The organism is Actinomyces sp. oral taxon 170 str. F0386, assembly GCF_000195595.1.
In the GTDB taxonomy this organism is placed as follows: Bacteria; Actinomycetota; Actinomycetes; order Actinomycetales; family Actinomycetaceae; genus Actinomyces.
Genome location: NZ_GL882538.1, coordinates 218,094 through 232,543, shown reverse-complemented (window position 1 = coordinate 232,543; position 14,450 = coordinate 218,094). Strand labels below are relative to the sequence as shown.

Here is a 14,450-nt window from a genome sequence, read left to right as displayed (position 1 = left end):
TCTCTTCTCCACACCAGCAGGGGGTCGACGGTGGGATGATGCCTCCTATGACATCGATCTCCCCAGCAGACGACAACCGGTCCGACGACACCTCCTCGTCCACCTCCTCGAGTGAGGTTCCCCAGTCCCTGGCGGCGCGCGGCTCCAACCGGTCCCGACAGCCCGACAACCAGGCCTTCAGAGACTTCATCGGCTCGGGCTGGGGCCCTCGCCCCGAGGGACTGCCCTCCCGCAGCGAGGCGGCTCCGTGGGCGGCCGCCCGCCGCGAGGCCCTCGGGCGACTCTTCCCCGGCGAGCGCCTGGTGCTGCCCGCAGGCACGCTCAAGGTGCGCAACAACGACTGCGACTATCGCTTCCGACCGCACAGCGCCTTCGCCCACCTGGCCGGGACCGGCACGGACTTCGAGCCCGACGCCGTGCTCGTCCTGGACCCACTCACCTCGCCGGCCCAGGACGCGGACTCCCCGGACAACGCCGATGACGTGGGTGGTGCCGCCCCGACACACGAGGCGGTCCTCTATTTCCGCCCTCGGGCCTCACGCTCCAGCCGAGAGTTCTACGGCGACCCTCGCTACGGCGAGCTGTGGGTGGGAGTACGTCCCTCCCTGGAGGAGGTCGAGTCGGCCACCGGCATGCGCTGCGCCCACATCGACTCCCTGCCTGACGCCCTGGCCAAGGACGCGGGGCCCGGAGCGGTCCACCTGCGCGTCGTCGCGGAGGCCGACGAGTCCGTGACCGCCCTGGTGACCACCACCCGCCGGCAGGTCGGGCTTGAGACTGGTCAGGCCGCTGCCGAGGTCGACGCCGGCCTGACCGAGGCCGCCAGCGAGCTGCGCCTGATCAAGGACCCCTGGGAGATCGACCAGCTGCGCGCCGCCGTCGCTGCCACCAAGGCCGGCTTCGACGACCTCATCCGCTCCATCCCGAGGGCCCGTGGCCACTGGCGCGGCGAGCGGGTCCTGGAGGGGGCCTTCGGGGCCAAGGCTCGCGAGGAGGGCAACGGCCTGGGCTACGACACGATCGCCGCGGCCGGCGATCACGCCAACACGTTGCACTGGATCAACAACGACGGCGCCGTCGAGCCCGGCCAGCTGGTCCTGGTGGACGCCGGCGTCGAGGTCGACTCCCTCTACACCGCCGACGTCACCCGCACGATCCCGGTCGACGGCCGCTTCACCGAGGCGCAGCGCCGGATCTACCAGGCGGTTCTCGACGCCGCCGACGCCGCCTTCGCCCGGGCGGGCACGCCCGGCTGCCGTTTCAAGGACGTTCACGCCGCCGCCATGGAGGTGATCGCCGCCCGGCTGGAGGAGTGGGGGATGCTGCCCGAGGGAGTGAGCGCCGCCGACTCACTCGCCCCCGAGGGCCAGTACCACCGGCGCTGGATGGTGCACGGGACGAGCCACCACCTGGGTCTGGACGTGCACGACTGCGCCCAGGCGCGCCGCGAGATGTACATGGACGCCGAGCTCGAGCCGGGCATGTGCTTCACCATCGAGCCGGGACTGTACTTCCGCCAGGACGACCTGCTGGTGCCCGCCGAGATGCGGGGCACCGGTGTGCGCATCGAGGACGACGTGATCGTGCGCGAGGACGGCGGCGTGGAGCGTCTCACCCAGGACGTCCCCCGCACTGTGGAGGAGGTCGAGGCCTGGGTGAGCAGTCTCATCGCCTGACTGCTTCTTTGGTCGCTTCCCCGGCCACGAGCCCGGTGCGGGCCGGTTGCCACTGCGGCAGCCGGCCCGCACCGTCATGTGTCAGGAGACAGGGTGGGCGGTGTGAAACCAGTTCGAGGTCGGTCAATAACCCTTGCACGTCATCGTTATCCATAGATAGCATCGTCATATGACGATGAAACATGGGCTGCTCCCCGAGGACCGCTCGCAGGACCATGGCGCCGTGCACGAGGCCTCCACCGTGGCCTCCCTGCTCGATGTCCTGGGGGACGCCACCCGCCTGGCGATCCTGCGCCACCTCCACGGCGGCGAGCACCGGGTGGTGGAGCTGACCGAGCACCTGGGCCTGGCCCAGTCGACCGTCTCCCAGCACCTGGCGATCCTGCGCAGCGCCGGTCTCATATCCAGCCACTCCCACGGGCGGGCCAACGTCAGCCGGATCGAGAACCCCGAGGCCATCGAGCAGGTCCTGGCCGCGGCCGAGTCCCTGGCCGCCATCATCTCCGCCGATGCCTCGAGCCGGGACAAGGAGCAGCCGTGAGCACCCCCCGCAGCCACACGCACCACGATCACTCACCCGCCTCCGAGCACTCCCACGGGCACACGCACGGCCACGGCGCCGGTACCTCGCGCGGTCGGCTCCTGGTCGCCCTGTGCCTGTCGGCCACCGTCCTGGTGGCCGAGATCGTCACGGCGCTGCTGACGGGTTCACTGGCACTGCTGGCCGACGCCGGGCACATGCTCACCGACGTCGCCGGCCTGGTCATGGCGCTGACGGCCGCGCACCTGTCCACGCGGCCGGCCACGGACCGCTCCACCTGGGGCATGCGCCGGGCCGAGGTCATCGGGGCGGCACTCCAGGCGGGCATGCTCGCCGTCGTCGGCGTCCTCGTGGCCTTCAAGGCGGTCCACAATCTCGTAGAGCCCCCGCAGGTCGAGGCCTCCGGCATGCTCGTCATGGGTGTCATCGGGCTGGTCGCCAACGTCATCGCGCTACTGGTACTGGCCGGCGGGCACGGCGACAACCTCAACATGCGCGCAGCCTTCCTGGAGGTCCTCAACGACGCCCTGGGATCTGTCGGCGTCATCATCGCCGCAGTCATCGTGGCATACACCGGCTGGACCCGTGCGGACGCGGCGGTCTCCCTCGTCATCGCCGCGCTCATCCTGCCGCGGGCCGCCTCCCTGCTGCGCTCCGCGGGCCACGTCCTCATGGGCTTCACTCCCAAGGAGCTGGATCTGGCACAGGTGCGCACCCACATGCTCGGGGTCGACCACGTCGAGGAGGTCCACGACCTGCACGCCTGGACGGTCGCCTCTGGGATGCCGGTGCTGACCGCGCACGTCGTCGTCCGCGACGAGTGCCTGCGCGACGGCCACACCGAGGAGATCCTCGACCGGCTGCAGGGCTGCGTGGCCGAGCACTTCCCAGTCAGGATCCAGCACGCGACCCTCCAGATCGAGCCCGTCTCACACCTCGACCACGAGCCCGCACACTGCTGAGAACCGCGAGCGCCCGCTCGCCAAGGGCTCAGCCGCGACGGTAGCGCTTACGGGTCGGCTCGGGGATGTGCGCCGGCTCCCCGCCCTCGAGGTGCTCCCGGGCGAAGGCGAGCGCGCTGGCGAGCCCCTCGAGGCGCTGGGCGGCCGTCATGGACCGAGTGGTCACCTCGACGACCACCTGTCCCCCGCCGGCCTCGAAGCCGGTGGCGACCAAGTGCTTGAGGACCCCGGCGCAGTCCTGGTTGCCCTGCCCGGGGAGCAGGTGATCGTCCAGGGGCCCGGGCACGCCGTCGGTCAGGTGGAGATGGCGCAGGGTCGGCCCCAGGGAGCGGGCCATGGCCAGGGCGTCGGAGCCTGAGGTGGCGGCGTGGGAGATGTCCAGCGTCACCGACTTGTAGCCCTGCCCCACCGGGTCCCAGGTGGGCGAGTAGGCCTGGAAGTCACGTGTGGAGTGGGCGTGGCGAGGCCGCCAGGTGAACATGTTCTCCACCGCCAGGTGGATGCCCGTGGTGGCCTCGCGCTGCGCGACCCCGGCGATGAAGGAGCGCGCGTAGCGGGTCTGCCAGAAGAAGGGCGGGTGCAGCACCACGGTGGGAGCCTCGAGGTAGTGGGCCAGCTCGATGGAGCGGTCCACCTTGTCCCAGGGGTCCACTCCGAAGACTCCGCGGGTCACCAGCAGCGTGGGGGCGTGGACCGCCAGCACCGGCTGGTCGAACTTCTCCACCAGGGACGCCAGGCGGGTGGCGTCCTGGGACGCCTTCTCGCTCCAGACCATGATCTCGACGCCGTCGTAACCCAGCTCCTGGGCGATCGCGAAGGTATCGGGAACGCTGCCGGGAACCACGCAGGCAGTCGACAGCCCCACCGGAATACTCATTGCTGAAATCCCTCGTCCCTCAGTGCCCGTCAGTCATCGTTGCTGGAGCCGGCCTCGTCGGCGGGGCCCTGCGACGACGGCGAGCCGCCAGAGCCCCCCTGGTCGTCTCGACGCGGGGGACGCCGGAACGGGTCGTAGTCGTCGGGGACGGAGGGAGTGCGGGACTCCGGCCCCAAGACGCCACCGGGGGTGATGCCGGGAGCCGAGTCGGAGACGCTGCTCCCGGGCTGCGGCAAGCGCACCCCGAAGCGGGGTTGCTCGTCGGGGCGGGAGCCGAAGGCCGTCGGTCCGGAGGCCTCCTCCCGAGCCCGACGACGTTCCTGGGAGCGGCGCAGCGCCTCTCCTCCGCGCGAGAGGTTGCCCGGGACGTCGGCCAGCGCCTGGGTCGCCTCACGGGCCTCACGGGCGGCGATGATCGAGTAGCGCGAGGCCACGACCTGGCTGATCGAGGTGAAGTCGCGCCGCCCGCGCGTCAGGGCGTAGCTGAAGAGCTGGAAGACGATGCCCCACAGCACCCCCAGCAGGACGCAGGCCCAGAAGTTGAGCCGGGGCCCGCTGCTGCCGGCCACCGACATGATGAGACCGAAGAACACCCCGATCCACAGACCGCTCATCGCGCCCGACATCGCCGCGCGCCCCCAGCTCATACGCCCGGTGATGCGCTCGACCTGACGCAGGTCCGTACCGATGATCGCCAGGTGCTGAACCGGAAAACCCTGGTCCGACAGGGCGTCGACGGCCCTCTGCGCCTCGGGGTAGGTCGCAAAGGAGGCCACCTCCTCCCCCTGTGGCATGACACCACCGCCGGGCGAGGTCAGGGAGGACAGCGGGCTCGGATTGGCACTCATGGGGGCTATCGTCGCACGCGCGGGCACGCGGTACAGACCCATCGGCAGGCATTCACGCCTCAGGCGCATAGGCTTGGCTTGTGGAGAACACCAGGACGCGCACGACCAGCAGGGTCTTCGTGGCCCGCCTCATCGGCACCTCCGTCTTCGACCCCCTGGGCGACGCGGTGGGCAAGGTTCATGACGTCGTCGTCCTGCTGCAGATGCGTGGCGAGCCGCGAGCCGTCGGGTTCGTCATCGAGGTCTCCAGCCGGCGCCGCGTCTTCCTGCCTCTGTCCCGGATCACCGCGATCGAGCCCGGAGCCGTCATCACCACGGGTCTGATGAACATCCGCCGCTTCACCCAGCGCCACGTGGAGACCCTCGTCGTCGGTGAGCTGCTGGACCGGGTCGTCACGATGCGTGACGGCTCCGGGACCGTCACCGTGCGAGACGTCGCCATCGAGCGTGACCGCGGCATGGACTGGAAGGTGACCCGGCTGTTCGTCCAGCGCGCCTCCACCGGGCCGCTGGGCCTGCGTCGCGGCGAGACCTTCACAGTGCGCCCCGATGAGGTCGCCGGGCTGGCCGCCAGCGCCGACCAGCAGGGCGCCACCGCGCTGCTGGCCACCCTGGAGGACCTCAAGGCCGCCGACCTGGCCGACGTCATGCGCGACCTGCCCCAGGACAGCCAGATGCGCGTGGCCGCCGAGCTGACCGACGAGCGCCTGGCCGACGTCCTCGAGGAGCTCGGCAACGAGGACGCCGTCGCACTCCTGTCCCGTCTGGAGGCCGGACGCGCCGCCGATGTCCTGGACGCGATGCAGCCCGACGACGCCGCCGATCTGGTCGCCGACCTCCCTCAGCTCAAGGCCGCAGAGCTCCTGGGCCTCATGGAGCCCGGGGAGGCCGAGGACGTGCGCCGTCTCATGGCCTATGACGACTACACCGCCGGCGGCCTCATGACCACCGAGCCGATCATCCTGCCCCCCGAGGCCACGGTGGCGACCTTCCTGGCCCAGTCGCGCAAGGCCGAGATCCCCCCGGCCCTGGCCGCCGTCGGCTTCGTGTGCCGACCTCCCCTGGAGTCGCCCACCGGCAAGTTCGTGGGCATGGTCCACTTCCAGCGGGCCCTGCGCGAGCGCCCCCAGCGCCTGGTCGGCTCGATCGTGGACACCGACATCGACTCGGTGCGCGCCGAGGACTCCATCGGTACCGTCACCCGCCTGCTGGCCACCTACAACCTGACCGCCCTGCCGGTCCTCGACGATGCCGGGCGCCTGCTGGGCGCCGTCAGCGTCGACGACGTCCTGGACCACCTCATGCCCGACGACTGGCGCGTGGCCGACGAGGCCGTCACCGACGAGACGATCGAGAGGGGCGCCAATGCCTGACCAGCTCGACCAGCCCTTGCCCGACAACCGTTTGCGGTGGCTGCGCAGGACCCATCCGGCACACGCCTCCCGCTCGGACGGGTTCGGTCGCTTCGCCGAGGCGACCGCCCGCTTCATGGGCTCACCCAAGTTCGTGCTCTACATGTCGATCTTCGTCATCGTGTGGATCGTAGCGAACCTCGTCCTGGCCAGGATGCAACGGGCGTGGGATCCCTACCCCTTCATCCTGCTCAACCTGGCCTTCTCCACCCAGGCCTCCTACTCGGCCCCCCTCATCATGCTGGCGCAGAACCGTCAGGACGACCGCGACCGGGTCACCGCCGAGCAGGACCGCCAGCGTGCCCAGCGCAACCTGGAGGACACCGAGTTCCTCACCCGGGAGATCGCTGCTCTGCGCCTGGCCATGAATGACGTCGCCACCCGCGACTTCGTGCGCAGCGAACTTCGCGACATGCTCGGCGAGATCCTTGCCGAGGAGCGTCTCACCCGCGAGGAGATCGCGGAGTTCCAGGAGGGGGCCGACGACGATGCAGGCGACCAGCCGGACCAGCGCGCGACGCACTGAGTACAGGCTGACCTTCCCACGTGGGACGTGCCACCTGTTGAGGCGCCAAGCGCCGCCCCTAGGATGGGGACATGCCGCTACCGACTCATGACGCCGTCATGGAGGCGCTGGATCGGGTCATCGACCCCGAGCTGCGCCGCCCCGTCACCGACCTGGGAATGGTCTCCTCCGTTGACATCGCCGAGGACGGCGTCGTCAGCGTCGAGGTGCTCCTGACCGTAGCCGGATGCCCCCTGAAGGACACGATCACTGCCGATACCCGGCGCGAGGTCGGTTCCGTCGAGGGCGTCACCGATGTGCGGGTGAGCCTGGGCGTCATGAACGACGAGCAGAAGGCCGAGCTGCGCCGCCGGCTGCGCGGAGGAGCCGCCGAGCCGGTGGTGCCTTTCACCCAGCCGGGCAACCTCACCCGGGTCTACGCCGTCACCTCCGGCAAGGGCGGGGTCGGCAAGTCCTCGGTGACCGCGAACCTGGCCGCCGCCATGGCCGCCCAGGGACTGAACGTGGGCGTCGTCGACGCCGACATCTACGGTTTCTCCATCCCCCGCATGCTCGGGGTGGACCGGGTGCCCACCCAGCTCGACGGCATGATCGTGCCACCCGTGGCCCACGGGGTGAAGGTCATCTCGATCGGCATGTTCGTCGAGGACAAGCAGCCGGTCGTCTGGCGCGGCCCCATGCTGCACCGAGCCGTCCAGCAGTTCCTCTCCGACGTCTTCTGGGGTGACCTGGACGTCCTCCTGCTGGACCTGCCGCCCGGAACCGGCGACGTGACCATCTCGGTGGCACAGCTGCTGCCGAACGCCGAGATCCTCGTGGTCACCACTCCGCAGACGGCCGCCGCCGAGGTGGCCGAGCGAACGGGGCTCATCGCCGCACAGACCCACCAGAAGGTGGTGGGCGTCATCGAGAACATGTCCTACATGCCCCAGCCCGACGGCTCGCGCCTGGAGATCTTCGGATCCGGCGGGGGCACGATCGTCAGCACCTCCCTGAGCGAGACTCTCGGCTACGAAGTGCCGCTGCTGGCCCAGCTACCGTTGGACATCCGTCTGCGCGAGGGCTCCGACACCGGTCACCCGGCCACCGTGGCCGACGAGGGCAAGCCCGTCGCCGACGCCCCCGCAGCTTTGGAGCTGTCCGCCGTCGCTCAGCGTCTGACCCACCGTGCTCGCGGCCTGGCCGGCAAGAGCCTGGGAGTCACCCCGGCCTGATCTGCGTCCTCGCTCTCGCCATCTCTCGTCGAGCTGGGCATTGTTCGCCTAAGCCGACGGTTTTTCTGCCCGGCTACGCGAGAAGCACCTGGCTCGATGAGGTCAGAAATCGACGGCGACGCGCGCGACCTCGGCACGAGTGCGGGCGGCGGCGTTGGCGGCGCGCACGATGTCACGCGGAGACAGAGGACGCACTCGGGTGCCGGAGTCATCAGCCGTCGCTGAGGCGTCCCTCTGGTGCTCACCGGAGGCACTCCCCGGTTCGACCAGGCTCGCCGGGACCTCCGCCGGCTCCGTACCGGGCTCCGGCGGCTCGGACTCGACTGCCTCGTACTCGACCTGATCAGTCGACTCAGCCGGCTCGGGCTCATCATCGGACTCAGTACCGCCCGCCGTCTGAAGCACACCCTGCGGCACGGCAGAGGTCTCAGGCTTCTCGGTGTCCCCCGTACTCTCAACAGCCTCGGCCGCATCTGCGCCCCGGACGGCCTCCAGCACGTCCTGAGACTCGGGAGGGACATCTGCGCCGGTCTGCGGCTGTGTGGCATTCTCCTGGCTGTTGCTCCCAGCGCTCTTCTCAGCATCGTCAGCAGCGCTGCTCGCGCCGTCCTTCTCGACAAGCTGCTCGGCCCGCTTGGCCTCGATCTGCTTGCTCAGCGACTTGGCCCGGTCCTGCGTGACGACGTCGTTGACGGCCTGGGCGGCGTCGTCGGAGACCTCCTTCGCGGCCGAGCCGACGGACCTGAAGGGGTGGGCGAGGTCCTCGCGGATGGCGTCGATATCCTCCCCCAGGGCGTCGCGCACGATCTTGCGCGGGTCGTACTGGCGCGGGTCGAGGCTGGACAGGTCCAGGTCCGCCATCTCGGGGCCGACCTCCTCGGCGATCTGACTGCGCGCGTTGTCCAGGAACACCCTGAGCTGACGCACCATCTGCGTGAGCTTGCGGGTGTACTCGGGCAAGCGCTGCGGCCCCACCACGATCACCGCCACCAGGACGATGACGAGGAACTCAGATCCAGAAATGCCGAACACGCCGCCAGTATAGGGAGTCCTCCCAGGCCGGGCCCGCATCGGTTCGCCTACCGGCGGACTCACCCGGGTACCCGCCCTTCCCCCTATCCGGCCGAACACCTGGAACAATGTGATTTGAGGGGTCGCACCTGGCACCCCGAAGCAGGAGAAAGGCTCACAGTGAGTGCGGACAAGACGCTGAGCTGGTCCTACACGGAGGACTTCACCGCGGAGGACGAGGCCACCGCCCAGGCCCGTATACGCGGGCTCGAGCTCGGCATCACCCCGGTCTCCTCCGGAACGGGTGCGGCGCTGCGGATGCTGGCCGCCTCGGTAGGCGCAAAGTCCGTGGCCGAGGTCGGCACCGGCACCGGCGTCTCGGGCCTGTGGCTGCTGGGCGGCATGGGCTCCGACGGGGTCCTCACCACGATCGACGTCGAGCCCGAGCTCCAGCGCGAGGCCCGTCGCGCCTTCGACGGGGCCGGTTACCCCTCCTCACGCACCCGCATCATCCAGGGACGCGCCTCGGACGTCATGCCCCGGATGGCGGCCCGCTCCTACGACATGGTGGTGCTCGACGTCGCCCCGGAGGAGGCGATCCTCCTGGCCTCCAACGCGCTGCGGATGCTGCGTCGCGGCGGGGTCCTGGCCGTCACCCGGGCCCTGTGGAACGACCACGTGGCCGACCCGGCCCGCCGCGACGTCACCACCGTGGCAGCCCGTGAGCTCGGCAAGGCGCTGCGCGCCTCACGGGCGCTGCTGACAACACTGCTGCCCGTCGGAGACGGCCTGCTCGTCTCCGTACGCCAGACCTGATAGCACGCCACCAGGAAAGGCTGGACACAGGAAGAGGGCCGGACCCGCGTGGGTCCGGCCCTCTCCTCATAGGCTGGATGACCCGGTCACCGATTCCTCGACGCCGAGGACCGCGTGGGACCGGCAGTACCCAGGCCGCCCGGATCGATCAGATCTTGGCGTTGGCCAGGGCCTCTCCAAGCTCCTTGACCTCGTCGGCCGTGATCTCGAGGACGAGTCGACCGCCGCCTTCAAGCGGAACCCGCATGATGATGGCGCGGCCTTCCTTGACGACTTCGAGAGGGCCGTCTCCGGTCCGGGGCTTCATGGCAGCCATGTGCTCACCTTTCGTCAGTGCTGCGCGGGCACATCGCCGCGCGACCTGTCATATTCTACGACATTCAAGGTGCAACGTTCGAGGATGCGTCCGCGATAACACAACTCACGCCCCGCCCTGGCCGTTGCGCAGCCGACGGGCGGCACCGACCACGTAGTCCACCGCCTCCCCGGCGTCATCGACGACATGAAGCAGGTCGGGATCGGCCGGCGAGATCATTCCGCGCTCGATCATGGCGGTGCGCACCCACTCCAGGAGCCCGCCCCAGTAGCCGCTGTCCACCAGAGCGATGGGGAAGGAGGAGATCTTCTGGGTCTGGACCAGGGTGAGGGCCTCGAAGAGCTCATCGAGGGTTCCCATGCCGCCGGGCATGACGACGAATCCGTCGGAGTACTTGACGAACATGGTCTTGCGGGCGAAGAAGTAGCGGAAGTTGACCCCGAGGTCGACGTAGTCGTTCATGCCCTGCTCGTGGGGCAGCTCGATGCCGAGCCCCACCGAGGTGCCACCGGCCTCGTGGCACCCGCGGTTGGCGGCCTCCATCATGCCCGGCCCGCCTCCGGTGATGACGGCGTAGCCGGCGCGAGCCAACCCGGCTCCGATCTCCGCAGCCACCTGGTAGGTGGGATCCTCGGGCCTGGTGCGGGCCGAGCCGAAGACGCTGATGGCAGGGCCCAGCTCGGCCAGGGCCCCGAAGCCCTCGACGAACTCTGCCTGGATGCGCATGACCCGCCACGGGTCGGAGTGCAGCCAGTCGGCGTCGGCGGCGCTGCTCAGCAGGCGCGCGTCGGTGGTCTGGGAGGGGATCTGGGTGCCGCGCAGCACCACTGGCCCCTTGCGGTAGGACTCGCGTGTACTCATGTGGTCATGATTCCTCAATCCGGCCGGGGCGGCGATGCATCTGCCGCTCCGGAAAGTAGCGGACAGCGAATGACGAGGAGAATGACGAAGAGTAGCTGCCGCCTTCAGGCCAGCCAGTCGCGCAGGATGGAGGCGACGGAGTCGATCTGATCGACGGGGCAGTGCTCGTCGTCGGTGTGGCAGAGCACCGGGTCACCGGGTCCGAGGTTGACCGTGGGCACCCCGGCCGCCGAGAAGCGGGCGACGTCGGTCCACCCGTACTTGGGGCCGATCCCTCCCCCGCGAGCCCGCACGGCCTCGACGAGCTCGGCGGCCAGGGGTGAGTCCAGGCCGGGGCGCGCCGCCGGCGAGAGGTCGTCGACGACGACGTCGACTCGTCCGGTTCCCGCAGTGATGACGGGCAGTTCGGCGTCGCCATCAGGCACCTCGACGCCGTCGGCCGGCAGTCCGGCCAGAATGCGCAGGGCACGGGCGAGGGCCTCATCGGCAGCCAGGTCGGGGGCGAAGCGGTAGTTGACACCGATGCGACAGCGGTCGGGAATGGTGTTGGTGGCGACACCGGCCTCAATGCTCACCACGGAGAGGCTCTCACGGTAGGTCAGCCCATCGACCTCGACCTCGCGCACCGGGGCGTTGGCGGCACGCTCGATGATGGGAGCGGCGGCGTGGACGGCATTGACTCCGCGCCATGCCCGCCCGGAGTGGGCCGCGGTGCCGTGGACGGTGAGGTAGATGCGCAGAGTGCCATTGCAACCGCCCTCGATCTGGGCGCCGGTGGGCTCACCCAGGACGGCGAAGTCGGCCTCCAGCCAGTCGGGATGGGCCTGAAGGGTGAGTCCCAGACCGTTGAGGTCGCTGGTGACCTCCTCGTTGTCGTAGAAGACCCAGGTGACGTCGCGGCGCGGCGCGCTCAAGGTGGCAGCCAGGTGAAGGGCGGCCGCGACCCCACCCTTCATGTCGACGCTGCCACGACCCCAGATGACCTCTCCGCCTTCTCTCCGCTCGAGGCGTCCGGGGACGTTGTCGGTGCGCAAGGATACGGGAACCGTGTCGAGGTGGCCGGCGATGACGACCCGCTCAGAGCGGCCCAGGTGGGTACGGGCGACGACGGTGTTGCCATGGCGCAGGACCTCCAGGTGCGGCAGCCGGCTCAGGGCCTCCTGGACTGCGTCTGCCAGTGGGGCCTCGGTCCCGGAGACGCTGCGGGCATTCACCAGGGCCAGGGCCAACTCGGCCGGGCTCACGACATCCGGCCCCGTCAATGGGGGCAGGGCGACGGTGGCGGACTGGCCTGAGAACGGTTTCGGCGAAGTGGGGGAGGTCATGCCCAGAGGCTACTGGAGACCGGAACATACCGGCCCGCCCATGGCAGGTCCATCGGTTCAGGTCGGCCGTCTTCCTGTAGCTGGCCCACCACGTCGAGCACTCGGTCTCCTCACTCCAGGCCCTCATCACACCGGTACATCCCATTTTTCTAAAACGACCTCGAATTATAATTCGAATTTAATTCGAAATTACTTATTTCATGCGCGATCCGAGAACATCTCACCTGGATTCTTCCTGTGTCTGGAAACACCCGTGAGGAGAGTCATTGTGAGCGCTTCCAGAACTTTTAGCGCGGTACCGTCACCGATATGACCCGAGGCCACACAGACGTAGACGACGACGCCGTGAATGCCTGGATCCACGACGATCCGGACCCCACCACTCGCGCAGAGCTCACTGAGCTTCTGGCGGCGGCCCGCTCTCACGGTGAGCAGGCCGCAGTGGCTCAGGCAGCCCTGAGCGATGCCTTCAGCGGCACACTCGCCTTCGGTACGGCCGGGTTGCGCGGCCGCCTGGGCGGTGGCCCCAACCGGATGAACCGGGTTGTCGTCATTCGAGCCGCGGCTGGATTGTCGGCCTACCTCAAGGAGCGCCTCGGCAAGGGTTTCAGCGTCGTCATTGGTTACGACGCCCGTCATAACTCCGAGCAGTTCGCCCGCGACACGGCCGCTGTGGTCACTGGTGCGGGTGGGCGAGCCATTCTCTTCGAGTCCTACTGCCCCACCCCGGTTCTTGCTTTTGCTCTGCGGCACTTGGAGGCCGACGCCGGGGTGATGGTGACCGCCTCGCACAACCCGCCCCAGGACAACGGCTACAAGGTCTACCTGGGCGGCCGGGCCGTGACGGACTCGGGCCAGGGAGCTCAGATCGTCCCCCCTTATGACACGCAGATCGCGGCGGCGATCGACGCTGTCGGCCCGGTCGAGTCCGTGCCGCGTCCACAGGCGGGCTGGGAGACTGTCGACCCGGCCGTCCAGGAGGAGTACATAGAGCGGACTGCCCAGGTAGCGCGGATGAAGGCCCCGACTTCAGTGAGGATCGTGCTGACGGCGATGCACGGCGTGGGCGGGGCCACCTGCCGTGAGGTTCTTGCCCGGGTCGGATTCACTGACGTCGTCGAGGTGGCCGAGCAGTTCGAGCCCGACCCGGACTTTCCGACGGTCACCTTCCCCAACCCTGAGGAGCCCGGAGCCCTGGACCTGGCGCTTGCCAAGGCACGGGAGGTCGAGGCAGATCTGGTGATCGCCAATGACCCCGATGCCGATCGATGCTCGGCCGCGATCCCGGACGGCGATTCCCCTGGCGGCTGGCGCCAGCTGACCGGTGACGAGGTCGGTGCGCTCCTGGGTGAGCAGGCCGCCGAGCTGGCCGCCTTTGCCGGCAACGGGGTCCTGGCGTGCTCAGTGGTCTCCTCCCGCCTACTGCGCCGAATCGCCCAGTCCCACGGGCTGGGGTTCCGCCGTACCCTGACGGGCTTCAAGTGGATCAGTCGGGAGCCGGGGCTGGTCTTCGGCTACGAGGAGGCACTGGGGTACTGCGTGGACCCTGCAGCGGTGCGGGACAAGGACGGCATCTCGGCCTCAGTGAGGCTGGCGGTGCTGACCTCAGTGCTCAAGCAGCAGGGGCGCACGCTGCAGGACCTGCTCGACCGGCTGGCTCGCGAACACGGACTGCACGCCACGAGCCCGTTGAGCATGAGGGTCGAGGACCTTGGGATCATCGCCGAGACCATGGAGCGCCTACGCTCGGGCGGGGCCCCGGCCAAGCTCGCCGGCTCCCCGGTCTCCACAACGGTGGACCTGCTCGACGGCGTCTCGGACGGCAACGGCGGCACACTGCCTCCCACGAATGGCCTGGTGTGGGTGACGGCCTCGGATGACCGTGTGGTCGTGCGTCCTTCCGGGACCGAGCCCAAGCTCAAGTGCTACTGCGAGGTCATCCTGCCGGTGGGCGACAGGCCGGTGAGCGAGGTTCGTCGGGATGCGGCTGAGCGCCTGGAGACCATCAAGGCCGACCTGCACGGCGTCCTGGGGATCGCCGCCTGAGCCGAGAGCCCTCCACCGC

The 14,450-nt window shown here is 69.3% G+C and carries 14 protein-coding genes; 8 read left to right on the top strand and 6 right to left on the bottom strand.

Translation table 11 applies throughout. From position 1 onward, the window contains the following. Window positions 1-47: 47 nt before the first annotated feature. From HMPREF9056_RS06425 to HMPREF9056_RS06415, 3 genes are all read left to right on the top strand, one after another. Complete coding sequence (locus tag HMPREF9056_RS06425; RefSeq protein WP_009403895.1) at window positions 48-1,676, top strand: aminopeptidase P family protein; 1,629 nt, start codon at window positions 48-50, stop codon at window positions 1,674-1,676. Between the two features lie 169 nt (window positions 1,677-1,845). Then, window positions 1,846-2,217 carry a helix-turn-helix transcriptional regulator gene (locus HMPREF9056_RS06420; protein WP_009403889.1) on the top strand — a complete coding sequence of 124 codons (372 nt, stop codon included), beginning with the start codon at window positions 1,846-1,848 and terminating at the stop codon, window positions 2,215-2,217. Beyond that, entirely contained in the window at window positions 2,214-3,179 is a 966-nt protein-coding gene (locus tag HMPREF9056_RS06415; RefSeq protein ID WP_009403881.1) for a cation diffusion facilitator family transporter, read from the top strand. Before HMPREF9056_RS06420 ends, HMPREF9056_RS06415 begins: the two co-directional genes overlap by 4 nt. Before the next feature lie 28 nt (window positions 3,180-3,207). Here the strand turns inward: HMPREF9056_RS06415 and HMPREF9056_RS06410 are convergent, their stop codons facing one another. Both HMPREF9056_RS06410 and HMPREF9056_RS06405 read right to left on the bottom strand, forming a co-directional pair. Beyond that, a complete protein-coding gene (locus HMPREF9056_RS06410; RefSeq protein ID WP_009403879.1) occupies window positions 3,208-4,056 on the bottom strand; it encodes a sugar phosphate isomerase/epimerase in 849 nt (282 codons plus the stop codon). Between the two features lie 29 nt (window positions 4,057-4,085). Next, window positions 4,086-4,904: a general stress protein gene (locus tag HMPREF9056_RS06405; RefSeq protein WP_034514048.1), complete on the bottom strand. Its 819-nt coding sequence runs from the start codon at window positions 4,902-4,904 to the stop codon at window positions 4,086-4,088. Between the two features lie 80 nt (window positions 4,905-4,984). Between HMPREF9056_RS06405 and HMPREF9056_RS06400 the strand changes: the two genes are divergently transcribed. From HMPREF9056_RS06400 to HMPREF9056_RS06390, 3 genes are all read left to right on the top strand, one after another. Continuing rightward, entirely contained in the window at window positions 4,985-6,277 is a 1,293-nt protein-coding gene (locus tag HMPREF9056_RS06400; protein WP_009403877.1) for a CBS domain-containing protein, read from the top strand. Beyond that, on the top strand, window positions 6,270-6,842 hold the full coding sequence (locus HMPREF9056_RS06395) for a DUF1003 domain-containing protein (RefSeq protein ID WP_009403876.1): 573 nt from the start codon (window positions 6,270-6,272) through the stop codon (window positions 6,840-6,842). Before HMPREF9056_RS06400 ends, HMPREF9056_RS06395 begins: the two co-directional genes overlap by 8 nt. Window positions 6,843-6,913: 71 nt before the next feature. Further along, window positions 6,914-8,056, top strand: a complete 1,143-nt coding sequence (locus tag HMPREF9056_RS06390; protein WP_009403875.1) for an Mrp/NBP35 family ATP-binding protein — start codon at window positions 6,914-6,916, stop codon at window positions 8,054-8,056. A 102-nt stretch (window positions 8,057-8,158) separates the two neighbouring features. Here HMPREF9056_RS06390 and HMPREF9056_RS06385 read toward each other — a convergent pair whose 3' ends face one another. After that, a complete protein-coding gene (locus tag HMPREF9056_RS06385) occupies window positions 8,159-9,088 on the bottom strand; it encodes a twin-arginine translocase TatA/TatE family subunit (protein WP_034514046.1) in 930 nt (309 codons plus the stop codon). A gap of 159 nt (window positions 9,089-9,247) precedes the next feature. Here HMPREF9056_RS06385 and HMPREF9056_RS06380 point away from each other — a divergent pair, with 159 nt between their 5' ends. Next, a complete protein-coding gene (locus HMPREF9056_RS06380; protein ID WP_009403872.1) occupies window positions 9,248-9,883 on the top strand; it encodes an O-methyltransferase in 636 nt (211 codons plus the stop codon). Window positions 9,884-10,031: 148 nt separating this feature from the next. Here the strand turns inward: HMPREF9056_RS06380 and HMPREF9056_RS13640 are convergent, their stop codons facing one another. The 3 genes from HMPREF9056_RS13640 to dapE form a co-directional block, all read right to left on the bottom strand. Further along, window positions 10,032-10,199, bottom strand: coding sequence for a DUF3117 domain-containing protein (locus HMPREF9056_RS13640; RefSeq protein ID WP_003782053.1), 168 nt, complete (start codon window positions 10,197-10,199; stop codon window positions 10,032-10,034). 105 nt (window positions 10,200-10,304) lie between these two features. After that, on the bottom strand, window positions 10,305-11,060 hold the full coding sequence (locus HMPREF9056_RS06375) for a TIGR00730 family Rossman fold protein (RefSeq protein WP_009403871.1): 756 nt from the start codon (window positions 11,058-11,060) through the stop codon (window positions 10,305-10,307). A gap of 104 nt (window positions 11,061-11,164) precedes the next feature. Then, window positions 11,165-12,385: a succinyl-diaminopimelate desuccinylase gene (gene dapE, locus HMPREF9056_RS06370; protein WP_009403870.1), complete on the bottom strand. Its 1,221-nt coding sequence runs from the start codon at window positions 12,383-12,385 to the stop codon at window positions 11,165-11,167. A 309-nt stretch (window positions 12,386-12,694) separates the two neighbouring features. Here dapE and HMPREF9056_RS06365 point away from each other — a divergent pair, with 309 nt between their 5' ends. Continuing rightward, window positions 12,695-14,431 carry a phospho-sugar mutase gene (locus HMPREF9056_RS06365; protein WP_009403868.1) on the top strand — a complete coding sequence of 579 codons (1,737 nt, stop codon included), beginning with the start codon at window positions 12,695-12,697 and terminating at the stop codon, window positions 14,429-14,431. The last annotated feature ends 19 nt before the right edge of the window (window positions 14,432-14,450 follow it).